We start from the raw sequence: 23,032 nt of genomic DNA on the forward strand, positions 1-23,032 counted from the left end.
TGGCATGAAACCGTATTCCCTGATTCTGTTTGATTACGACGGTACGCTTTGTGATTCCCGCCAGGCTATTCTAGCCACCTTCCCGCCTACGTTTGCTCATTACGGCGTGCCGGTCCCGCCCCTGCCCGAATTAGAGGCCGTGGTAAGTAAAGGCCTGGTGATGGGTGAGGCGTTTCAGGTTCTGAATCCGGCATTGTCGATCGATGAAGTCAACGAATGGGTAACTACCTACCGGGCCATTTACGATCAGGATGCGTACCGATTGGTGGAGTGTTATCCAGGAGCCAAAGACCTGATGGAGCACTTAGTTGAACAGGGAAAACACGTGGTTGTGATTAGTAATAAGGGCATTCGTTCCATCGAAACTTCGCTAGATTATCTGGGATTGACGCCTTACGTTTCACTGATTCTGGGCGATGGTAGTCCTTTACTGCGGGGGATGCCTAAGAAGCCCAGCCCGGAGAGTTATACCAAAGTCATTCTGCCGCATTTCGATCTCCATTCGGGCAGCAGTACCCTGATGATTGGCGATACCAGCATGGATCTGCAATACGCCAACAACTGTGCCATTGACTCCTGCTGGGCCACGTACGGATTTGGTGATCCCGAAGCTTGCCGATCGCTCCATCCTACCTACGAAATCAGTAGTTTACTGCAATTGAAGAAGGTGATTCAGTAATCCAGCTAGTCGTCGATCTCGTTACAGGCTGACGATTTCCGGCGGCCCACCCTCCCCTTTTTCCGGCAAAACGGCCTTCTAGGGTCCTAAAGCGAGTCGTCGATCTCCCAGTAAAATCGTATCATTGTTGATCGACGCAGTAAGGTCTTGTTTTCTGACGAAGAAATATCCATTTTTAAACGCCCTGAGGGGGGTCGAGGGGCTCAGTAGTCGGGGGGGGGTTAATCGTACCTAGTTGGAATGAAATTTCTACGACACGGAAAACAATCGCTGGCGGTGTACAGGTTTTAATCGTACCTAGTTGGAATGAAATTCTATGTGCCGGTTCAGGTTCTCCCTACCCTAATTGTCTTAATCGTATCTCATCGGAATCCTCCAGCCTCAACCGAAACCTACTTCTGCACCTCAAACGTCATCCGCTGACTTCCGGCGTCTCCTTGGGCGGAGAGCCCTTGAATGACTACCTGATAGGTACCGGACAGATCGGACGTGTAAAAATCGAGGGCTTGAGTTGCTTTTATCTGCGGAGCCCAGTACAAAAGCGTTCGAAAATCGGCGGTGCGGCTTTGGCGTTGCTGAGGCGTGTCGTAACGGGGTGAATAAAACTCCCGTTGAGCCTGTACGCCCTCGTAGGAAGTCACTAGTCCCTCGGGTTGCAATCCGGCCAGGTCACCTTTATAACTCCGAAAACTGACAATTCCTTCAAACAGTAAGGGTCCCAGAAAATACCGCCGATTCACGACATCAAGTCGTCTGATTCTCAGCGGATCAAGGGCTAGTACTTTATTCACGTCAAATACGGGTACGCCATCCATCAGCACCAGCGGGGGTTGCGTAAAGCTGTACTCCGCCCGACCCAGCATCAGAAAGGAAAATTGGGACTGATGCCGCCGCACGTCTACTTCGGGCACGTACTCCCGCATCACTTCTTCCAGTACCGGAAAACGCGTGTAGTCATCCAGCTTATACGTCTTTTCGGCAATTCCGTAAAAAGCCACCGTATCGGTTACGGGTACGGCTTGGTACAGGGGCTGGTAGGCATTGCGTACCTGCATCTGGATACTGCGATCCAGCAGGGCATTTTTCAGCGTTTGGTCAAACGAAAAAGCGGGTAATGGCCGCGAAGAAAACTGGTTCGAAAACGAACTCTCCAGCTCCACCCGCTGCAAGGTATCCGCCGTTTGTACCACGACTTCATTCATTCCCTCAAAGTGCTTCATCTGAAAAAAGATCCGTCCGGCTGAATCGCTTAACGCCGGGTACAACCAGACGTCCTTGCCTGGAGCCGCCAGATACACTGGTACCTTCGCCACGGGTTGTTGATTGACGGTGACTTTTCCGTACAGCAAGTGCGTTTCGTATTCAGGGATGTACCGAAAGGGAACGGGACGCATCACTTCGTTCCAGCGAAACCGGCTCCATCCATGCGTCAGCATTACTAAATCGACGTTGGTCGTCGGATCAGTCAGGTAGTCAGCAGGGGCTTCAACCGTACCTTTCAAGTCAGAATTTAGCCAGAGATAACTATAAATATCTTCGCTTGCGTCACCTTGCAGGGAATCGAGTCGATATACGGCCACCGAAACATCCGCCGAATCGGGCAGTTGCAAAGACAGGGCTATTTTTTCCCGCCGTACATAGGCCGCCTTGTCGCTTTTGACGCCGAGCTTCATGGCGGGTCGTTGCGGACGTTTAAAATACAGCCGTTCGCATAGGGGTTGTCGATTGGCATTGAATAAGGTCAAGTGCGTAATCCCTTCTAGCAAGTCACTTTTTTTAACCCAGAACTGCGTTTCCCCCTGGCGAACGATACTGCTTTCACTTTGCTGTACCGACCGCTGGGTGTGCACCAGTAACGACACGCGACCGTCGGGTCCAGCGATTAGTACTTCCAGTTCATCTTTGCCCGTATCCTGTACGGTCAGTACGTAACCCGATTTCTGTACGTCCGGCAGCGTGTAAATTCGCTGAGTTCCGGCGGCATCTTTCACCACCGCCCGGTACGTTTCGCCAGCCTTAGGCGTCAGTACAAAGGAACCCATGCCCAAATGTTCGGGACGGAAGGTCGCAACCGTTTCGCCAGCGGCATTGAGAATCGTCCCGCTGAACGTACTGCCTAATCCATTTTCATTGATACCGCGAAAAGCAACCCGGCTGGGTAAGGATTCGACCAGGTGGCCGCCTTCCGGGAAAAACTGTAGATCCAGTTGAGGCTCTTTCTCCTGCGTCGGTACTTTCGTAAAGCTGTTAACGATGGTTAGTGGTTTTTCAAAGTACAAATCCGCCCCGAAGTTTTTCATCCAGTTGGTATACGCCCGCAGATGATACCGCCCCGAATTCAGGGTAGCCGGTAAAATGAGCATCCCGTGCCCCTTGCCTTTTTCGAGCGAAACCTTGCTTTGCAATACGGGAGCGTGACTCGCATCCAGCAATTCGAGGTACGCAACCTTACTCAGATCGGCGGGTTGATGCGTCGTTCCATCAACGACGTAAAGTTTAAACCAGAGCGTTTCGCCAACGATGTAAAACGAACGGTCACTGTGCAGATATACTTTTTCCTGAAATGCTTTCTGACTGTATTGCTCAAAGGCCTGCCGAACGGCATCCTGAGCGAATACCTGCCCGGCCCATAACATCAGAAAAAGCCCTATTAACTTTCGTGCAATCATACCATTTAAAACCAGCTAGGTTTATTGAGACTTCCTCCCAGTGAACGGCAATCGGCACAGTTACTGGGAACGAGCAGATACCGCAGGGGCATATCGAGCGAGCCAATAATCTTCCTGCTATTGTCGGAGGTTAATATCGTTTCTTGGGGCGACAAGGTGTCGGGCTCGACTAAGCAGCGAGGATAGGTACCAGGGAACCAGCCGTTAAAATCGTACGGTCTTACCGTCAGGCGTAAGGTTTGCTCGGTACCCGCCGAAAAGAATCCGAACGCCAGCTCTTCGGGATGACTTTCGCAGCGGATATTTCCCGTCACTAACGAAGGGAGCGGATCGAACAAGCCACCCGTCGTTTCGGAAGTCTTGGCCAGCATGTCCCAGTATTCGTAGGCCGCCTGCGTCAAGGCATACTGTTTCACCAACAGACTGTATTTGACGAGTAACTTATTGCTGGAACTATGAACCATAAGCAGCGGATAACTCTGAATGCGGTCCTGGCTTAGTTTAGCCGAAGTCCCGATCAGGATGTTGGTAGGGCGGTCCGTTCGCCAGCAGGAGTATACGTCCACCGTACGCGGAACAATTTCTTTGTTCACGACTTCTAGGCCCGAATAATAAGCACTTTGGTATTGATACGTCTCTTCGACTTTCCAGCGATAAAAGCGGGTATTATTGCTCGGATCGTGGGTATGCACGAGAAAACGCATGACGTTATTGGGCCGATCGGGCTGCCAGGTTATACTGTCAATAGCCGGGCTCTGCTTGGCCGGTACATAATCAGAAACGTAGGTTTTGCCGTCGTAGGTAGTGATCTGAATCCGGAAATTCTCGCTGCCTATGTAGTTTCGTGGGGGCAAGATATAGGTACCCGCTTGGATTTCAACCAAGGGCAACGTTGTACCTTGATCCCCTGCCACTTGTACACGGGCCCCGCTTTCGGCCATCGGTGGGGTAACATCGTTTACGGGTTGCGTTCGTGACAGGGTAATAACCGTGGTATCCCCGCTGGTATTCAAAAATCCGCTCACAACCAGATGCCGGTTGCTCAGGGAAGAATCGGCGGGCTTGAAGGGATCAATACAGCTACTGACCGCCAGCAGGATTCCGAAAAAAAGTCCCCAGTATTTCATCAGAATTTGAAATTATACGTAATACTTGGAATGGGCTGGCCGAAGATGGACAGTTGATACCCATTGATTTTCCCGTTTTCGGTAACGAAATAGACCGAATACGGATTTTTACGCCCGAGCAGGTTGTACACCGATAAGGTCCAGGAGCTGTGAGCCAGCTTGCGTACCCGGTGATTCCCCTCAATATTGATTCCAAAATCGGCCCGGATGTAATCGGGAATGCGATTCTGATTGCGGTCGGCGTAATACGGCCGTACCACGCCATCCATCACGTACTTACCCACGGGCGGCGTATAAGGTCGCCCGGTACTGTAGGTAAAGTTGAAGGAAAAGCTCAAGCGGCGATTGACTTTATAATTACTGATCAGGCTGAAGTCGTGCGGTTTATCGTAGTTGGCCGGATAGAATTTGCCCCGGTTCGGTGCATCGGGCAAGGAAGGATCGCTGGCCCGTAGCAAGGTCCGCGAGTAGGTATAACTCGCCCAACCGTTAAGTTTCCCGCGTAGTTTCTTCAACAGTACTTCGACCCCGTACGCCTGACCGATGGTCGAAATTACTGCCGTTTCGATTTGCTTATTCAGTATCAGCGAATCGCCACTTTTGTAATCCAGCACGTTTTTGAGGTCTTTGTAATAGCCTTCCACCGACAATTCAATCACACCTGCCCGCAGGTTTTTGTATACGCCCAACGAATACTGCGTGCCCTGTTGCGGCTTGAGGTACGGATCACTCAACTTCCAGACGTCCGTTGGCGAAATGGCCGCTGTATTCGACAGCATTTGAATGTACTGCCGGGTCGTATTAAAGCCCGCTTTGACCGACAAGGTCGGCGTAGGCATGTACCGCAGCGAGAACCGGTACTCGGGTCCCATGTAATGCTGAATGATCGCTCCCGAGCCGTAGGACCGAAAACCCGTGATGTATTGCTTGTCGAAGGGCAGGTTTTCGGCGTACTGGGCTACCTGTTTCGGACCAAGGTACTGAAACATGGATACGCGCAGGCCTCCCGTAATGGCTAGCTTCGGAGTAATGTCGTACCGCTCGGAGAAATACAGAGCCGTTTCCAGTCCCTGTTCGGGCTGAACCTCCTCGGGCATCACTAGCGAAGCTTCTCCTTTCGGGAAAAACGATCCCGGATAGACTTTGTATAAAATACTGCTGATCCCCATATCCATCGTATGACGGGTATTGGGAATGTAACTCATATCCGCCTTGACGTTGTACTGACGGATACCGAATTTCAGCTGGTAAGCATTTTCGGGAAATTGGTCTCCCTGAATATCGTAGCGGTAGCGACTGTACGAAGCCGTGAACGTTCCGAACAGCTTGGGGTGGAAAATCCGTTTCCACTTCAGAGCTGCCAACTGACTCTGGTAGCGATAGACGGTATCACTGTTGAACTTGAACTGATCGTTGCTGAGATAGCCCGTTAGGGTCAGACTATTACGTTGATTAATTTCATGATTGACCTGTACGTTAACGTCGTAAAAGGAGGCCCGACTCTGATTGTACCGCACGTCAGAGACCTGCTTGAGCAACCAGTTGGAATATGATGAGCGACCGCTCACCATAAGCGAAGTTCGTTCCTTAATTAGAGGCCCTTCGAGCGTCAAGCGACCCGTTAGCAACCCAATGCCTCCGGAACCGGCGAATTTCTTCTTGTTGCCCTCCCGGGTACTAATATCCAGTACCGACGACAGACGACCTCCCAGGCGGGCGGGCATATCGCTCTTGTACAGTTCGATTTCCTTAAGAATATCGGGGTTGAAGGCCGAGAAAAAGCCGAATAAGTGCGAAGGATTGTACACCGTAGCATCATTGAACAGAATCAGGTTCTGGTCCGTGGATCCGCCGCGTACGTTCAGACCCGTACTGCTTTCCCCCACCGATTTTACCCCCGGCAGCGTCAGTACCACCCGCAAGGCATCGGTTTCGCCAAAAGCCGTCGGTACCTGCTTCATGGTGGTAATGGTCAGCTTGGATACGCCCATTTGGTTACTGGCCACGGTGGCATCCAGATCAGACTTCACCTGAATTTCCTTCAAAGCCACAATGTTCTCAATGAGCTCGATATTTAGCTTTCCGTTTGAATACAGCACAATCTGCCGATGCCCTTCCCGCATGCCTACACTTCGAACTTTCAGGGTATGCCGCCCCCGGGGCAAGGTGAGTGTATAGTAACCCAACGCATCCGTTGCGACGCCAATGGACGGTTTTTCGATGAATACGGCCGCTCCGACCACGGGTTCTCCCGTCACGATGTTTCGAACGTAACCGCTCACGGTCGCGACACCTTCCCGAATGCGGTAGGTTTTCACGCCAATATCGTAGACTTTATTTTCGGCCGTTGAGAGCAGGCGAGCGGTGATTTCGCGGTCGTGAAAGCTGTACGAGATGCTGGTGTCCACGTCCTGATCTACCTCAAATACACCGATGGGCAGGGAGGTGATGATGGGTCGCTCTTTGGTGATGAAAACGTGATGCCGGGTGTCGATGGCAAATTTCAGGTCGGTTTCCCGTAGTACTTCCGTTAGAAAGTTCGTCAAGGGCTGGTTCCGTACCTGAGCCGTAATTCGCACGCTATCCGTATCGGCTTTCGTATAGTAAAAATAATAGTCTGAAGAAGCTTCCAGCGTGCGTACCAGTTCGTCGAATTTCAGATCGGTACAACTGCCGTTTACCACCCGTCCATCAAACGTTAATTGTCCGAATGAACGCGATTGAAACACCAGTAAAAGAAAGATGCAGAATAAAAGTGCTCTCATTTGATCTGATCGTAATAAGCGACTACGTTGCGGATAGCGTTTTCCCGGTCCTCTCTAAAATTCAGGGCACGGGCGTATTTTCGAAGCTCTTTTTTACGATCACTCAAGGCCGTTAAAATTGATTTTTTGCTATTTACCGGAATGTATTGACCGTCTTTTAGAAGGTAATAATAATCGTGAGGAGTGTAAATAATCAGAACGCGTTGCTGCGACAAATCTTCCGTTCGATCTTTGGTTCGTTTACAAAAAATTTTCGTTTTTCCGTCGTACAGCCGTTCATAAAAGCCGGGTTTTAATCCCTGCCGAATGCGTACAAAGGTATGTGTTCCAATGGTTACATTTTCGAGTAAGCTTTGGTCGGGAATAACGCGGTGTAAGCCGTCATGATTTCGCAGAATAAATAAATCCCGGTTAATATCATACAGCAGCGGCAGATTATCATAACGAATCCCATCGTACGACAGAGACGCTGATAACCAATCCATTGACTCAAAAAACTGATGACCTTGGGGGCGAAACTCCTGGATAGTATATTCTTTACCATTGTAATAACTAGCCGAAGTACTGGTAGCTTTTTGGTAAAGGTGTTGGGCATAGGCCGAAGCTGGAGGCGTACTACCCTGACTGTACCCATCGGTTAGATGGCCCGTCAGAAAGCATAGCAAAAGCATCCAGTAGACCTGCGGCATATTCGTTTTACACTTAAGATTTAGAAGCTGTATTTTCACCAGATCACTGGCTTTTGAATGTCCGAATGTAGGTAATTTTACGGGAAGCTGTACGCTTGCTTCTTTGATTAGCGATACAAAAGCTCTTTTCTGCGACGCTTTATCGCACGTCTTCTACTCGAATTGCTATACGTTAAAATCGCAAGATCAAACCATCCATATCTACTAAAAAATCTTTTCATAAATCGTCTGCTAACTTGGTATGTTCAAGTTCTTTAACTTTCGTTTGTTTCTACAAACGAAAGTTATTACAGCTGATATTCACCATCCAGCATTACTGACTTCTTCCTAGCGTTCTTTTTGCTGAGTTATTCTTGCATCGTAAGGACGCACGCCCTTAAAACTCAGCTATTACCAACCGCGACCAGTGCCATTCATTCTTATTGATGACAATTGCTACACCCGCCATTGGAGGTCTGTAACACGACCAAATCGCAGGACTGTCTTTTAGCGTATATCCTAATCCGTGAAATTACGTACAGGTCGGCGACGCTGATTTGCGTATGGTCCACGTGCATGGTCTTGCGAGGCTCAAGTGAAAGGTATCTTTTAAAAGTTAGCAAAAGCTTCCTTCTGATTTGCATTAGATCAAAGCTTCCAGGTGTATCCTGCCCCAATCCGATAAATGGCTAATTACGAACGAAGAAGGGTTTGCGGGAACGAGACATTCCCGCAAACCCTCAACCAAGCTATTTTTAAGTAGCATTCAGGAAAAAGTCCTCTGCTATCCGTTATACTTCTCCACCATCTTCCGCATAAATTCCAGACTGCCCTTGGCCAGTTCTGCCGCTCCGTACCGCGACGGTCGCCAAAGCGATGTAGCCGAAGCCATGCCCTCTACCTGGGAGGAAAAGTTTTCCAGCACCAATGGGCCGCTGTAGTTGATTTCCGATAGAGCTCGGAACAGATCATCCCAGTGTACATTACCTTCCCCTAGCATGCCCCGGTCACTTTCCGTCATGTGTACGTGTCGCAACTGGCTACCCGCCTGAAGTACAGGCTCGTAGAAATTACGCTCTTCAATATTCATGTGAAAGGTGTCCAGGTGCAGGGCCAGATTGGGATGGTTTACTTTCGCAAGCATTGTTAACACTTCCTCGGCAGACGTGCAAACGTAGCTTTCGTACCGATTAATGGGTTCAATGGCTACGGTTATCCCTAATTGAGCAGCATAATCGGCAACGTCAGCCCACACCTCGCATACGGTTTGTTCTTCGGCTTCGGTACGAGGCTGTCCGGTGAATACGCCGATGGCCGCGTGTAAAACGCCCACCAGTTGGGTGGCTCCTACCCCGGCTGTTTTCTCAAGAGCCGTTTTGATTAGTTGTGTCGCTTCTTTGGGGTGAAAGGGAATGTGGTACGGCTTCGACAAATTCAGGCCGCATACGACCCCAATCCCCGCCTGACGAAGCTGGACCTTCACTGTTGGGGCATCAAACTCCATACTAGTCGGCAAGAGAATTTCCAGCAGATCAAAACCCGCATTGGCCGTTTGGGTAATGGCGTATTTTCCGGATTCAGCCGTCCAGACGGGATGTACCCAGGACAGCAGCGAAGCTCCCAATTGAGATTGTATCATGTCGCGATTGATTCGTAAATAGGCGGCAAGATAGGGGAAGTCGTCCACAGATATACTTCTGCTAAAACTCCAATCCTTATTTTCACGTTTTCGTTGTGATAGTATTATTTAGATTAAAAGTTTAACATTCCTCACCTTAAAAGCTTGAAATCAACACCATCTTCCCGAATTTGCACGCTTATTCGATTTCTCCATCTTTCAAATCTATTTTATTCCATGAGCGTATCTACTTGGCGACGCCTGCTAGTGCTGGGGTTGTTGTGGTTGCCTACCCTAGTTTGGGCTCAGAATCTCGACAATCCGCTGAAGGGTCAGCGGGTACTGGTTTTCTCTAAAACGGTGAAGTTTCGGCATAGCTCCATTCCTCAAGGCATTCGTTGCGTAGAGGCTTTGGGCCGTAAGCACGGCTTCACGGTGGATGCTACCGAAAACTCCACCGCTTTCACCGAAGACAATCTGAAAAAATATAAAGTCGTCGTCTTTCTGAGTACGACGGGCGATGTGCTCAACGACAGCCAGCAGGCTGCTTTCGAGCGGTACATTCAAGCGGGTGGTGGCTACGTGGGTATCCACGCGGCGGCCGATACGGAATACGACTGGCCCTGGTACGGGAAAATGGTCGGTGGCTGGTTTCTCTCCCACCCCGGCAATCCGAACGTGCGGACGGGCGACATGACCGTACGCGACAAAAACCATCCGGCCACGGCGGAATTACCCACGACGTTTAAACGGACGGATGAATTCTACGATTACAAAAACGTGAATCCCGACATCAAGGTGCTGATTACGGTAGACGAAAAATCGTATGGAGATGCGAAGATGAATGCCGGGGAGAATCATCCGATGGCCTGGTACCACGAATACGACGGAGGCCGGATTTTCTATACGGCTTACGGTCACACGGATGAAACGTTCATGGAGCCGCTGTTCCTGCAACACCTCTGGGGCGGCTTACGCTGGGCCGGAGCCGGCATGCCTGTCGATTACAAAAAAGCGAAAACGCAGCGAGCTCCCGAAGAAAACCGCTTCTCCCGCGAGGTACTCGATGAAAAGCTGTACGAACCCACCGAGCTGGCGGTACGCGACGGCAAAGTATTCTTCACGCACCGTCGGGGCGAGATTCGTTATTACAATCCCAAGAATTCACCCAAAGTAAAAACGCTCGATACGGTCAGCGTTTTCTCGACTTTTGAATACGGTTTGATGGGCCTGAATCTGGATCCGAAGTTCGAAGAAAATCACTGGATGTATCTATACTATTCGCCCTCGGCCAGCCATTACGGAGCCGATACGGCGAACCGCCTGGTACGGGTGAAATTCAACCCCACGCAGGAAACGATTGACTGGAAAACTGAACAGGTGCTGCTTCGCGTGCCCGTGAAACGTTCGGGCTGCTGCCACACGGGTGGTTCGATTGAATTCGATAAAGTCGGTAACCTCTATCTTTCAACGGGTGATGATACCAACCCTTTCGATTCCGATGGATTTAGTCCCAGTGACGAACGCCCCGACCGCCGGGGCTGGGATGCCCGGGCAACCTCTTCCAATACGAATGACTACCGCGGAAAAATTCTGCGTATTAAGCCGAACGATGATGGTACCGCAGGGTACAGCATTCCCGCCGGTAACTTGTTCAAGCCCGGCACCGACAAAGCCTTACCCGAAATTTACGTCATGGGTAACCGGAACCCGTACCGGATTTCAGTAGACAAACACACGGGTTATCTGTACTGGGGTGAAGTAGGTCCCGATGCGGCGAACAATATTGAAGGTCGTGGGCCACGGGGGCACGACGAGGTAAACCAGGCTCGCCAGGCCGGATACTTTGGCTGGCCGCTGTTTGTGGCGGACAACCGGGCGTACAACCGCTATAATTTCGAAAAGAAGCAATCCGGAGAAAAATACGATCCGGCCAAGCCGATTAACGATTCGCCGCACAACACGGGCCTGAAGGAATTACCGCCCGCTCAGAAACCCATTATCTATTATCCGTACGCCGATTCACCGGAGTTTGGGGAAATCGTAGGTAAAGGCGGTCGTAACGCGATGGCCGGACCAGTCTTCTACGCGGAAGATTACGACGCGAATTCTAAAGTACGATTCCCGGACTTTTATCAGGGAAAATTCTTTGCCTACGACTGGGTTCGGGATTACATCAACGTCGTAACCCTGAAGCCCAACGGTGACCTCCAGAGCATGGAACGTTTCCTGCCCGACTGGAAATTCTCCCACCCGATTGACATGCAATTCGACCGGGATGGTTCCCTGTACATGCTGGAATACGGCCCTAACTGGTTTGCCCAGAACGATGACGCCCGCCTAACGCGAATTACGTATAATGCGGGTAATCGTCCACCCGTAGCTGTGGCCAGTGCCAGCAAAACGGCCGGAGCCGCTCCGCTACAGGTAACCCTCTCCAGCAAAGGTTCGATGGACTACGACGGCGATGCCTTGCGGTACGAGTGGACCATAAACGGTAAAAAATTCACTACGCCAACCGCCTCATATACATTTGCGAAGCCGGGCATCTACAAGCCCGTCTTGAAAGTAACGGACGCGGCCGGAAAGGTCAGCCAGAAAACGCTGGAAATTCAGGTTGGTAATGAATTGCCGAAAGTAGAAGTAGCCGTGAAAGGCAACCAGACGTTCTACTTCGACCAGCAGCCCGTAGCTTACGAAGTGAAAGTATCCGATAAGGAAGATGGCTCGCTGGCCAACAAAAAAATCGCGGCAGAAGACGTAAACGTAGATATCAATTTCCTGGAAGGGTACGACAAAACCGTCATTGCCCAGGGTCATCAGATGAATACGAGCTTCTCGACGGGTAAACGCCTCATGGAGCTTTCGGACTGCAAAGCCTGCCACGCCATTGACAAGAAATCCATTGGCCCCGCGTACCGCGACGTAGCGAAAAAGTACAAAGGCAAGAATGCCGAAGCGAAACTGGTAGCGAAGGTCATTAACGGTGGTGCGGGCGTATGGGGCGAACAACCCATGAGTGCTCACCCTCAGCTTTCAAAAGCCGACGTTAGTGAAATGGTGAAGTATATTCTCAGTTTAACGGACGACAAAAAGAAGAGTCAGCCACTGAAGGGTAACTACACTCCGGAAGACAATGGTAAGAATGGTACGTACATTTTTGCGGCTAGCTATACGGATAAGGGCAACGGCAGCATTGCTCCGCAAACCGCCCAACAGGCCGTAACGCTACGGAGTGCGAAAGTACCCGCCCTAAGCAATGATGTATCCAAGTACATTCAAACGTCGAAGTCCAAAGAACTGAAGAAAGATCTGGCCGTAGCGACAACGAGTGGTAGCTATCTGGGATTCAAGAAGATCGATCTGTCGGAGATTACGTCTGTCGTCTTTAACGCGTATACCACACCCGGCAAAGCCAGCGGCGGTCAGGTCGAAATTCGCCTGGGCTCCCCCACCGGAAAGCTGATTGGTCAAACCAGTATTCGGGAGACGGGCCAGATTCAGGCTCCGCTCACGGGCGTGCCCACTACTGGGTTGACGGACGTCTACTTTGTATTCCTCAATCCCGATGCCAAAGACGATCAGGACTTGTTTGCTCTGGACACCATTGAGTTTCAGAAAAAACGGACCGAACACTCGTCAATGGGTAAATAAGGTACCAGTTCATTGATTTAAATCCGGGCGAAGCATTCGTCCGGATTTTTTTATTTTAAACCGTTTAGTAATAAATCAAAGCAGTGACTTCCTGATTTACAACCTATTATCGTTTACAATCTTTCTATTCCATCCATTCTGTTTCAGCAAGGGTTTCGGTTTGGAATCGTTTTTTAAGTGTTTTTCCTCATTAATCCAACTCGCTTATGAAACGTTTCTCTCTTATAGCCCTTCTTTTGTTCACGATAGTTTCTTTCGCGGAAGCTCAATCGTATCGACGGTATTCTCCGTATGATCGAGATTATTCCTCCTACGACCGCCGGTCTTCCGATCGTCGGTACTCTTCAGATGACCGTCGGTATTCGTCTTATAATCGTCGGTACTCCTCAGACGACCGTCGTTATTCTTCCTATGACCGTCGTCCCCGGTATGATCGCTATTCATACTCCCGTTCCCGGTACAAAAAAGAAGATTATCGGGGTCGCAGTTATTTAGGCGTAAAGGCTAGCGGTAATCACTCCCTACTGATCAATAAAACGCTTCCGGTGGAATTGGGGCTGGCTCCCGAGTACGATGGCGGGCTGGTCTTTAATTTCTCGCTGGGTAACGTACTCTCCTTACAGCCGGAGATTCTATACAGTCGAAACTCACTGGTTACCTATAGCCGGGGTGGCGATTTGAAAACGACTACTTCCAGTATTGATGTGCCGGTATTGTTTCGTTTTTCGTTCGGTAACAAAACGCAATTCTTCATTAATGCCGGTGGAGCAGCCCGTTACGCTCTGGAGACGAAAGAACGTTATGCCGGAGGAATGGAACAAACCACTGATTACGAAGGTCAGGATTTCGATCAACGCACGACATACGGAGCTGCCGGAGGCATGGGTATTGCCCTCAATAGTTACGGGGGACAGTTTTTCATCGAGGCCCGCGGCTACTATCCCATGGGTAGTTTCCGGGATGGATGGCTGGAAGGTAGCGAAAACCGTCGTCTGAACGTAGGGCTTTCGCTGGGGTATCTGGCACGGTTCGGTCGGTAATTTTTTCATACTTAGTCACAAAAATAGCCGGGCAATTGACCCGGCTATTTTTATGTTCAATGAAATTCATTCGCCGACTTCTGGTACGACAAACGATTCAGGTAAACTATACAGGAACGCCAGACGGCTATGCTTCTTCGCTTTTTTTTACCTAAATATCGTTCTTTAGCCTCGGTAAACTCTTCGAGAATTTCCAAAATTCCCTTATCGTTGCAGACGTAGGTTTTTCCCGTTTTAAAGTCAATAATAAAGCCCTCCCCTGCGTTGGCATTCATTTGTGAAGCAGCCAAACCTGCGATAGCTCCGCCAATTAAGCCCCCGCCTATTCCAACAACCATCATCCCATTCGAAGCTGGATTTTGCGTTCCCAGATAATCTTCAATCAGGAAAAAACGGCCCGTTTCACGTACGGGAGCAAAGTAATGAACCATCTGTCGGGATTGATACTGAGCGGAGGACATGTACAATTGCTGCCCATCGGAATAGGCAAACACTCGCTTTTTTCCAACCACATCTACCAGATTTTTGATCTTGATCTTGTGATCCTGAAAATCACTTATTTTCAATCGTTCAGCCGCAATACCGGGTTTAGCCTTCAATAGTTCGCCTACATTCTGATAAAGTCCAGCCGGAAAGGTTTGCATTTCGTGCAGGGATGCTACCTCCGCGTTCAATTCAACACCGATCTCATATAATTCTCCGGGATTTTTCTTCCAGTCCGAAGTCGTAACATTTCCCAGAAAGAGCGTTAGCCATTGCCTGATACGGTTGGCATGTGCTGCGGTTACGTCCATTCCTCCAGACTGCACCCGATCAGACAGGGTATAGAGTGCTCGTAGCTGACCCGTCGTATCGCGTCGGCATAAAGTCATGGTTGCTTCTACAAAACCCTTTTCAGAGAGGGCTTTTGTTTCTTCACCAACCCAGAAATCGGAGATGATCAGGATCAACGGTTCACCCGTGGACGAATAGTTTCTTTCCAGATATTGATCAACATAGGACGCAAGTCCATCCGGAAAGTTGATTTCTACTTTTTTGTTCCCCAGACCTTTCTGAATTACTCCGATATGATCCCTAAAATGCCGGAGATCAATCACCGTTTCAATTTTAAAACTGTCCTGGCGGACGGGCAGAGGTTCTTCCGGTAAAGTGATGAGTTGCTGGGCTTGAGCATGACAAACGGCCCAAAGAATGGCCAAAACCAGGAAAAGGTTTTTGCGTAACATGGATTAAGAAGGGGACAGTATAGGTTAGGAATGCAAAGGGTATATTGAAAGGCAAGTATAAGCAGTAACTAAAGATTATTTCTTCGGAAATGGAGGAATGGCTATAAGAAAGCTTTACCATCAATAACCTTGAGCCGGGCGACCAAAAGGCCTAACAAGCAAAAAGCCTGAGAATATACATTCTCAGGCTTTTGCGGTCCGGACGGGGCTCGAACCCGCGACCCCCTGCGTGACAGGCAGGTATTCTAACCAACTGAACTACCGGACCTTTTGGGTACTCGTACTTTACTCGTTAATGCGTCACTGTTGCGGTCCGGACGGGGCTCGAACCCGCGACCCCCTGCGTGACAGGCAGGTATTCTAACCAACTGAACTACCGGACCATTCTCTTTGTTCTGACGACTTATCCGTCGAACTGGGTTGCAAATATAAGGGCCAAAAAAGGCGTTTGGCAAGTCCCAGAGCAAAGAAAATTCATTTTTGAACTTATTTTCTTTCGGCCAGATTGATTACCAACCATTTACCGACGAAAAATTTTTTAACTATTTTTCGTCACCCGGATAAACCACTCCGATCTGACGGCGAATTTCTACCAGGCTCTCCATTAATTCGATACTGAAGGCGTGCGGCAGTAGTGGACTTTCGGTCAATCCCTGCCGGATGCAATCCTGTACGTGTTCGGCTTCGTAGGCATAGCCCCAGCCTTTTCGCTCCGTAGAAATGCTCTGCGGCATCGCCTCTTCCGGATAAAACGTCAGGCCCGTAGTTTCGTGAAAACGGCTTTGAATAAACAATTGCCCCTTGCTACCGTAAATCGTGCAGGTCGTATCGGTTTTCGCCGCAAAGGTAGAAAACAGACTCGCCGTTGCTCCACTGGCATACCGCAGGGCCATGGAACAATTCATATCCACCCCCGTTTCCGTCAGCGTACCGACGGCTTTAATTTCGTCAGGAATACCCAGCAGGAGCTTACTGATGAAGAGTGGGTAGAGTCCGATGTCGTACAAGGAACCACCCGCCAGATCCCGATTAAACAATCGTTTGGTAACGTCGTATTCGGCTTTAAAGCCAAAATCAGCCTGTACGTGGACAACCTCTCCAATTTGACCCGACTGAACGATTTCTAGCGTTTGTAGGATGGCCGGATGAAAACGTGACCAGATGGCCTCCATCAGGAACAACCCCTTTTCTTTTGCCAGAGTCGTCATTTCGCGTACCTGTTGCGTCTGGAGAGCAAAAGCTTTTTCGCACAGTAGGGGCTTACCCGCATTCAGACACAACAGCGTATGCTCGTAATGTTCGGAGTGCGGCGAAGCGACGTAAATCACGTCTACTTTCGGATCAGCCACCAATTCCTCATAGGATCCGTATGCTTTTTCCACGCCAAATTCTTCCGCGAAAGCCAGGGCCCGATCCAGGCTACGGGAACCAACCGCCGCGATTCTAGCCCCCGGAACGTACTGTAAATCTTCCGCAAATTTGCGGGCAATGTGCCCCGGTGCAAGTATTCCCCAATTCATAGTGTTTGTTGATAGTTACTGGTTGTTTGTTGCTGGTTTGGTCAGGTACTTCGAAATCGTTCAAACATTCTCAAACGCAATCAAACCTTCGAGTGCTAAACCGGCTTCATCGCCTGTAAAAGCGTTTCTACTTGTTCCATTGATACCGCAGGGAAGTTGGCGATCCGCACCTGCGTTTCCTTCGCTTTACCGTAGCCGCTGCCCAGGATCATGCCCTGCGTTTTCAGTCGTTCGATGAGTTGTTTCGAAGGTTCGGTGGTATTGGCAACGGCAACCGTAGGACTGCGGTGTTCCGGATTTTTCACGTAAGGTTCGTATCCTTCCGTTTTTTCCAGGAAATCGTAAATCTTCTTCGCTTTGGCATCCGTCTCCTTCCGAATCGCTTCTACGCCGATGCGGTTCATGTCTTCGGCGACTTTACCCAACAAATAAATATTCCAGACGTTGGGCGTCTCAGGCGTTTCGAAGTTTTTGTAATTTTTCCAGAGACTGGGCAGGCTATGGTACGAGCCGATACTGAGGTCTTTCTCGCGTAACTGCTCGGCTTTAGCAAGGCATTTTTCACTGGCGATCCAGACGCCCAGTCCGGCTGGCAGACCAAAGGATTTCTGAACGGAGAAAAAGGCCGAATCCACTTCTTCAAAGTCCAAAGAGTGATACGGAGCCGAGGAAACCATGTCCACGCAGAAAAGCTTCGAGCGGTAACTACGCTTGAGTTTGTTAATGTCTACACCACGCATCTGTACGCCCGTCGAGGTTTCGTTGGCCGTCAGACATACCAGTTCCACGTAATCCGGAATTTTTACTTTTCCGTTATTGTCCTCGCCTTTCGCCGCGGTGCCGTCGGTGACTTTCACGAAATCTTCGTAGTCGAATCCCTGCCCCAGCGGCTTTTCGAAACGGTGCGTAAACTTTTTCAGATCATTGGCCGTATCGTAAAATTTCTGCGAAAAAGAGCCGTTGATGCAGTGAAAGCTTTCAAACTCCACGCAGTTCTGGATCATTCGTTCCCAGATCTCTGTAGCCGAGCCCGTAAACAGGATGGCGTGCGTCGCGGGAATATTCAGTAAGGTCCGGAGTTGCTCGTCGGTATGCTGGTAGATTTTCCGGAAAGCGGCTGAACGGTGGGAAATAGACCCAATGTGTTCGTCCAGAGCCGTTTTGATGTGCTGACTGACGGTCGGATACAATTCCGCCGGACCGGGGGTAAAATAGACTTGAGCCATGAATAATGGAAATAAGGACTGTACTAATGAAAGACCAACGTTCGCTTCTCACCTCGGAAAAGCGAACGTTGACCCGTACTCAACACTGGTACGTTTTAGTATAACATCCGAAACTTGATCGTCTCTTCGATTTCTTTCAATTCCTGTACGATTTCCTTCGAGTAATTTTTCGCTACGTCGGTAATCACGTAACCAATTTTCTCGGACGTTTTCAGGTACTGACCTACAATGTTGACGCCGTACTTGGCAAAGATGCCGTTCACTTTCGACAGTACGCCGGGTACGTTTTGGTGAATGTGCAGGAGTCGGTGAGCATCGTGCAGCGGCGGCAGGGTTACTTCGGGGAAGTTCACCACCCCGTAGGTACTACCGGTGTTGACGTAGCTGAGCAGTTTGTTGGGGACGAACTCGCCGATGCTGGCTTGAGCTTCTTCCGTACTACCGCCAATGTGCGGCGTCAGGATGACGTTGGGCAGGCCGCGTAATTCGCTTTCGAACACTTCGTCGTTGGTTTTGGGCTCCTGCGGGAATACGTCCACGGCCGCTCCGCGAATCTTGCCTGACTTGATGGCGTTAGCCAGTGCTTTCACGTCCACGACGTGCCCGCGGGAAAGGTTTAGGAATACGACGCCGTCTTTCATCTGACTGAATTCCTTCTCACCGATGAGCATGGCGTTGCTCTTGCGACCATCCACGTGCAGGGTTACGACGTCCGACTGGCTCAGCAGTTCTTCCAGTGTATGGCATTGACGGGCGTTGGAAAGCGGAAGTTTTTCCACGAGATCGTAGAACAGTACTTCCATACCCAAAGCCTCGGCTACCACAGACAGCTGAATACCGATGTTTCCGTAGCCAATCATACCGATTTTCTTGCCGCGAACTTCGTTGGAATTGTTGGCCGACTTGTCCCAGACGCCGTTGTGCAGTTTGACGGATTTCTCGTAAATGCCCCGCATCAGCAGGATCATTTCGCCGACTGCCATTTCTACTACTGACCGCGTATTGGAATACGGAGCGTTGAATACGGCCACGCCGCGTTCTTCCGCCGTTGCTAGATCAATCTGGTTGGTACCGATGCAAAATGCCCCAATGACCATCAAACGCGGAGCATTTTCCAGTACGCGTTTCGTGACCATGGTTTTGGAACGAATCCCGAGGATACTAACGTCCTTGATTTTTTCGATCAGTTCGTCTTCATCCAGTGCCCCTTTCAGGAGTTCTACCTGGAATCCTTCGCGACTGAACATCTCCACCGCCCGGGCGTGTACGTTTTCAAGCAGCAATACTTTCAGCTTGCTTTTGGGGTACGACTGACTGCGGCTTAAGTTATTGAGATACAGAAATTCATCGAGGGACGTCACGATGTGATCGGCCTTTTCAATGACCTTCTGGCGTTCGATGTTTTCGGTAAAGGCAAAGAATTTATTCGCCAGTCCCGATTCGCGTAATTCGTAATCAGTATAGCCATCGCCGATGACGTACACGTCGCCGGGCAGACTCAGTTGTTGCAACAGCCGTACTTTACCTCCGTTTTTGGAAAGAACGTTGGTATCGTCATAACCGATGATGGTACCAGCCTCGTCAAAGCGGAAGGTATTGGCAAAGACGTGATCTTCGCGAACGCCCATTTCCGTAACGATGGGTTCGATAAATTCCCGGAAACCACTCGATACGATGTAGATCTGGTCGCGGTATTCGCTGATGAATTCCTTATTCCGGGTAAACGAATCCGAGACTTTCCCCCGCAGAAAATCCACGAGTAGTTCGACGTGTTCGCGGTTGGCACTCAGCAGTTCGATCCGCATCTGCAGAGCCTGTTCGAACGAAAGCTCGCCCGCCATACCCCGATCGGTAAGTTCTTTAATTTTTCCCACGACCTCGTCGCGGTTCTTCTGACCAGCCAGGCTAATGGCCGCCAGCTCATCGAGTCCTTCAACTTTCGTGAACGTTGAATCGAAATCAATCACGAAGTAGGTTTGTTCCAGGGTTTTTGTCAACATAATCAAATGGACCGCTGCTTACACGGATGATTAATCAATTTTGCAGTCCCTACCTAAGGGTGTTGCATCCTGCAATAACTCTGTATTAGATTTAGTACGCTTTTAACAAATACCTTAAGGCCAAGTCCTCCGACCACAGAATACCTTGATAGCCGGCCTGATAAAATCCACAATGCCCCCCCTGCGGCGGAGCCTGAAACCAGACCTGTTTTAACGTTTTTATGCGTGCATACGGGTAGCAATCTCTGGAGAGAAAGGGATCGTTCTGGGCGTTAACGATCCGGGTAGGCAGCCGGATTTGATCCAGGAAGTATAACGAAGAATTGGCTTCGTAGTACTCTTCTGCGTCTTTGTACCCGTGTAGTTGTGAAGTGTAAAAATTATCGAAATCGCGAATGGTACGCACTTTATCCACGTGACTGGCATCAACCAGCTCGGGAAGCAGGGCGGCTTTCTGCCGGATTTTATCCTTCAGTGACCGATTGAAACGGTCGGTATATACCCAGGCCTGCCAGCGTTCGAGGTACGCACTTCCGCTCGACAAATGCAAAGGTACGGAGAAGACTAGTGCTTTGCGGAGTTCGGGGTACGCATTTTGTCCCAATTCGCCCAAATATTTAAGCGTTAGGTTGCCTCCCAGGCTAAAACCCATCAAGTACACGTCCTGATAGCCTTTAGTTAATGCATAGCGAACGACGGTGTCCAGATCATCCGTGGCTCCGCTGTGGTAAAATCGCGGCAGACGGTTCATTTCACCCGAGCAACCCCGGAAATTCCAGGCCAGGCAATCGAAACCATTTGCGTTGAGGTGCTTGACCATCCCCCGGATGTACTGACTGGACGAATTACCTTCCAGTCCGTGACTGAGAATGACCAGCGGTGTCTGACCGGAAACGGGTTGCTGGGTGAATCGCCAGTCTAAATCCAGGAAATCGTCGTCGGGAGTAGTGATGCGTTCGCGTTCGTACACGACCCCGGTCACTTTGCGAAATAAAGCGGGGAAAATGCTTTGGGCATGTCCATCAGGCAGCCAAAACGGGGGACGGTAATCGGATTGTTCAAGTAATGGCATGGGGAACGCCGACCAATGTACCCCACAAAGGTAGCAGCTTATTCGGTTTCCGCGGTACGTAACCATCCTGGTACATCCTTTTCCTACTGAATTTATATACTACAAGCCCTTTTGCCTTGAAAAAACTCCTCTCCTTACTGGCCTTGTGCGTAGGTACGCAACGGCCATCGAAAGCTCAAACCGAACCCCTTCGCTCCTTTGATCAGCAGCGGGTCGACCTCACCCAACGAGGTATGTACGTGCTAGGTGGCTGGGCCGTGGGAAACCTGGTCTATAGTGCTACCCAGCTCGGCAAAAGCAGCGGCGAAGCCAAAGCCTTTCACCAGATGAATATCGGCTGGGCAGCCATTGATCTGGTCCTGGCGGGGGCTAGTCTGCTCAGTAATCGCAAGCCCCTCCCCGCCCGCTCCGCAGATGAAGTATTGAAGCAGCAACGGAAATTCGAGAAAATCTTTCTAATCAATACGGCTCTGGACGTGGTGTACGTGGGCGGAGGCGTGTATCTGAACCAACGCGGAGAACGTCAGGATAAAGCTCAGCTTCGCGGGTTCGGTAAGGCGGTGATCCTTCAGGGAGCTTTTCTGTTTTTGTTCGACGGTGTAATGTACGCTGCTCACCGAACGCATTACCGGAAGAATGAGTCGCTCTGGAAAAACCTGGAACCGGCGGATGAAGGTGTGGGGGTAAAGGTGAAGTTTTAACCGGGGGATTGGGAATCCTTTGGTTGGAAAGGCTTTGTAACCCCACCACCTGGGGTTACACCCCAAGCTATTAATGGTTGAACCCCGCTGGGGTTCTTAGGTCGTTTTCGGAAATGAGGTTGATTTGAAAACTTTGGGGTAAACGAACTGCCCGTCAGCGGTTGAAGTCTATCCTGGGCTGTATTCTACCATCCAACTGCACTGATTCACCTCGCTCAAACCATTCAAACCTTACACGATTTAAACCTTCACACTACCCCCACCACTCCTTCCAACACGAACAGAAATACCTATTTTTGCGAAAATCCGGTCAAATCCGGTACGGGTGTATGCTGGAATATAGCTGGTTTATTGACTACGCGGGAACGGTTTCGTTTGCGGTTTCGGGTTCTTTTGCGGCGATGCAGCGTCGGTTGGACCCGTTTGGGGTGTTGATTATTGCCTTTGTAACGGCCGTCGGTGGGGGTACTATTCGTGATATACTGCTGGGCAATACACCCGTTACCTGGATGCGAACCACTACTACGCCCCTGATCATTCTGGTGGCCGCTCTGATTTCGATGTTTCTGCGGCGGGGAACCGAACGGCTTCAGAAACCCCTGTTACTTTTTGACTCGCTGGGACTCGGCTTTTTTACGCTGGTGGGTATCGAGCAGGCCAGTCGCTACGGTCTGCATCCAGGCATTTGCGTTGCTCTGGGAACGATTACGGGTTGCTTCGGCGGTGTGATCCGGGATATTTTATTGAATGACATTCCCATCGTATTTCGGCAGGAAATCTACGCTACCGCCAGTATTCTGGGCGGCATCTTGTACTACTTATTTTTGGAATTTTCACTTACCATTCCACTGGCTAAACTCCTGACCATCGGATTCATTTTTGTCTTTCGACTACTGGTTGTCAGGTACCGCTGGGCGTTACCGCGGTTTTATGAATAGGTTTTTTAGTTGTTGGTTGATCGTTGTTAGCAAGAGAATCTTGCAAGTATCAACTTTCTAAACCAGCCACTTAGGTCTATTTTCGATCAGGGCTTTCCTACCAATAACGATCAACAAACAACCATCAAC

General features: G+C 50.0%; 15 protein-coding genes and 2 tRNA genes. 5 read left to right on the top strand and 12 right to left on the bottom strand.

The window, feature by feature from the left end:
- Nucleotides 1-4 precede the first annotated feature (4 nt).
- On the top strand, nucleotides 5-679 hold the full coding sequence (locus C5O19_RS12355; protein ID WP_104712581.1) for an HAD family hydrolase: 675 nt from the start codon (nucleotides 5-7) through the stop codon (nucleotides 677-679).
- A 392-nt stretch (nucleotides 680-1,071) separates the two neighbouring features.
- Here the strand turns inward: C5O19_RS12355 and C5O19_RS12360 are convergent, their stop codons facing one another.
- The 5 genes from C5O19_RS12360 to C5O19_RS12380 all read right to left on the bottom strand — a co-directional run bounded on the left by C5O19_RS12360 (nucleotide 1,072) and on the right by C5O19_RS12380 (nucleotide 9,547).
- The gene (locus tag C5O19_RS12360) at nucleotides 1,072-3,348 is read right to left on the bottom strand and encodes a hypothetical protein (RefSeq protein WP_133163354.1); all 2,277 of its coding nucleotides are present in this window, start codon (nucleotides 3,346-3,348) and stop codon (nucleotides 1,072-1,074) included.
- Between the two features lie 5 nt (nucleotides 3,349-3,353).
- Nucleotides 3,354-4,475 carry a DUF4249 domain-containing protein gene (locus tag C5O19_RS12365; protein ID WP_104712586.1) on the bottom strand — a complete coding sequence of 374 codons (1,122 nt, stop codon included), beginning with the start codon at nucleotides 4,473-4,475 and terminating at the stop codon, nucleotides 3,354-3,356.
- Nucleotides 4,475-7,240, bottom strand: a complete 2,766-nt coding sequence (locus C5O19_RS12370; RefSeq protein WP_104712588.1) for a TonB-dependent receptor — start codon at nucleotides 7,238-7,240, stop codon at nucleotides 4,475-4,477. Before C5O19_RS12370 ends, C5O19_RS12365 begins: the two co-directional genes overlap by 1 nt.
- On the bottom strand, nucleotides 7,237-7,929 hold the full coding sequence (locus C5O19_RS12375; RefSeq protein WP_104712590.1) for a hypothetical protein: 693 nt from the start codon (nucleotides 7,927-7,929) through the stop codon (nucleotides 7,237-7,239). The genes C5O19_RS12370 and C5O19_RS12375 overlap by 4 nt, the downstream gene beginning before the upstream one ends.
- A 763-nt stretch (nucleotides 7,930-8,692) precedes the next feature.
- Nucleotides 8,693-9,547 (bottom strand): sugar phosphate isomerase/epimerase family protein, encoded by an 855-nt coding sequence (locus C5O19_RS12380; RefSeq protein WP_104714079.1) that lies wholly within the window; start codon nucleotides 9,545-9,547, stop codon nucleotides 8,693-8,695.
- A gap of 216 nt (nucleotides 9,548-9,763) precedes the next feature.
- On the opposite strand from C5O19_RS12380, the gene C5O19_RS12385 reads away from it, so the two are divergent.
- Nucleotides 9,764-13,180, top strand: a complete 3,417-nt coding sequence (locus C5O19_RS12385; RefSeq protein WP_104712592.1) for a ThuA domain-containing protein — start codon at nucleotides 9,764-9,766, stop codon at nucleotides 13,178-13,180.
- A 206-nt stretch (nucleotides 13,181-13,386) separates the two neighbouring features.
- The gene (locus C5O19_RS12390; RefSeq protein WP_104712594.1) at nucleotides 13,387-14,220 is read left to right on the top strand and encodes a porin family protein; all 834 of its coding nucleotides are present in this window, start codon (nucleotides 13,387-13,389) and stop codon (nucleotides 14,218-14,220) included.
- Between the two features lie 56 nt (nucleotides 14,221-14,276).
- Here the strand turns inward: C5O19_RS12390 and C5O19_RS12395 are convergent, their stop codons facing one another.
- The 7 genes from C5O19_RS12395 to C5O19_RS12425 all read right to left on the bottom strand — a co-directional run bounded on the left by C5O19_RS12395 (nucleotide 14,277) and on the right by C5O19_RS12425 (nucleotide 21,264).
- Nucleotides 14,277-15,446, bottom strand: a complete 1,170-nt coding sequence (locus tag C5O19_RS12395) for a DUF6563 family protein (RefSeq protein ID WP_104712596.1) — start codon at nucleotides 15,444-15,446, stop codon at nucleotides 14,277-14,279.
- A gap of 194 nt (nucleotides 15,447-15,640) precedes the next feature.
- Nucleotides 15,641-15,714, bottom strand: a tRNA-Asp gene (locus C5O19_RS12400).
- A 41-nt stretch (nucleotides 15,715-15,755) separates the two neighbouring features.
- Nucleotides 15,756-15,829 (bottom strand) — tRNA-Asp (locus C5O19_RS12405).
- Between the two features lie 159 nt (nucleotides 15,830-15,988).
- Nucleotides 15,989-16,966 carry a Gfo/Idh/MocA family protein gene (locus C5O19_RS12410; RefSeq protein WP_104712599.1) on the bottom strand — a complete coding sequence of 326 codons (978 nt, stop codon included), beginning with the start codon at nucleotides 16,964-16,966 and terminating at the stop codon, nucleotides 15,989-15,991.
- Nucleotides 16,967-17,061: 95 nt separating this feature from the next.
- Entirely contained in the window at nucleotides 17,062-18,192 is a 1,131-nt protein-coding gene (locus C5O19_RS12415) for an aminotransferase class V-fold PLP-dependent enzyme (RefSeq protein WP_104712601.1), read from the bottom strand.
- Nucleotides 18,193-18,287: 95 nt separating this feature from the next.
- Nucleotides 18,288-20,192 carry a phosphoglycerate dehydrogenase gene (gene serA, locus C5O19_RS12420; RefSeq protein WP_104712604.1) on the bottom strand — a complete coding sequence of 635 codons (1,905 nt, stop codon included), beginning with the start codon at nucleotides 20,190-20,192 and terminating at the stop codon, nucleotides 18,288-18,290.
- 91 nt (nucleotides 20,193-20,283) lie between these two features.
- Nucleotides 20,284-21,264, bottom strand: coding sequence for a YheT family hydrolase (locus C5O19_RS12425; RefSeq protein ID WP_104714081.1), 981 nt, complete (start codon nucleotides 21,262-21,264; stop codon nucleotides 20,284-20,286).
- Between the two features lie 116 nt (nucleotides 21,265-21,380).
- On the opposite strand from C5O19_RS12425, the gene C5O19_RS12430 reads away from it, so the two are divergent.
- Nucleotides 21,381-21,965 carry a DUF6992 family protein gene (locus C5O19_RS12430; protein WP_104712607.1) on the top strand — a complete coding sequence of 195 codons (585 nt, stop codon included), beginning with the start codon at nucleotides 21,381-21,383 and terminating at the stop codon, nucleotides 21,963-21,965.
- Between the two features lie 329 nt (nucleotides 21,966-22,294).
- Complete coding sequence (locus C5O19_RS12435) at nucleotides 22,295-22,903, top strand: trimeric intracellular cation channel family protein (protein WP_104712609.1); 609 nt, start codon at nucleotides 22,295-22,297, stop codon at nucleotides 22,901-22,903.
- The last annotated feature ends 129 nt before the right edge of the window (nucleotides 22,904-23,032 follow it).

It is taken from the genome of Siphonobacter curvatus, from assembly GCF_002943425.1.
In the GTDB taxonomy this organism is placed as follows: Bacteria; Bacteroidota; Bacteroidia; order Cytophagales; family Spirosomataceae; genus Siphonobacter; species Siphonobacter curvatus.

Coding starts and splice junctions, on each gene's coding strand:
- C5O19_RS12355 (WP_104712581.1), top strand. CDS start 5: ATGAAACCGTATTCCCTGATTCTGTTTGATTACGACGGTACGCTTTGT.
- C5O19_RS12435 (WP_104712609.1), top strand. CDS start 22,295: ATGCTGGAATATAGCTGGTTTATTGACTACGCGGGAACGGTTTCGTTT.
- C5O19_RS12365 (WP_104712586.1), bottom strand. CDS start 4,475: ATGAAATACTGGGGACTTTTTTTCGGAATCCTGCTGGCGGTCAGTAGC.
- C5O19_RS12375 (WP_104712590.1), bottom strand. CDS start 7,929: ATGCCGCAGGTCTACTGGATGCTTTTGCTATGCTTTCTGACGGGCCAT.
- C5O19_RS12415 (WP_104712601.1), bottom strand. CDS start 18,192: ATGGCTCAAGTCTATTTTACCCCCGGTCCGGCGGAATTGTATCCGACC.
- C5O19_RS12360 (WP_133163354.1), bottom strand. CDS start 3,348: ATGATTGCACGAAAGTTAATAGGGCTTTTTCTGATGTTATGGGCCGGG.
- C5O19_RS12370 (WP_104712588.1), bottom strand. CDS start 7,240: ATGAGAGCACTTTTATTCTGCATCTTTCTTTTACTGGTGTTTCAATCG.
- C5O19_RS12395 (WP_104712596.1), bottom strand. CDS start 15,446: ATGTTACGCAAAAACCTTTTCCTGGTTTTGGCCATTCTTTGGGCCGTT.
- C5O19_RS12390 (WP_104712594.1), top strand. CDS start 13,387: ATGAAACGTTTCTCTCTTATAGCCCTTCTTTTGTTCACGATAGTTTCT.
- C5O19_RS12425 (WP_104714081.1), bottom strand. CDS start 21,264: ATGCCATTACTTGAACAATCCGATTACCGTCCCCCGTTTTGGCTGCCT.
- serA (WP_104712604.1), bottom strand. CDS start 20,192: ATGTTGACAAAAACCCTGGAACAAACCTACTTCGTGATTGATTTCGAT.
- C5O19_RS12410 (WP_104712599.1), bottom strand. CDS start 16,966: ATGAATTGGGGAATACTTGCACCGGGGCACATTGCCCGCAAATTTGCG.
- C5O19_RS12380 (WP_104714079.1), bottom strand. CDS start 9,547: ATGATACAATCTCAATTGGGAGCTTCGCTGCTGTCCTGGGTACATCCC.
- C5O19_RS12385 (WP_104712592.1), top strand. CDS start 9,764: ATGAGCGTATCTACTTGGCGACGCCTGCTAGTGCTGGGGTTGTTGTGG.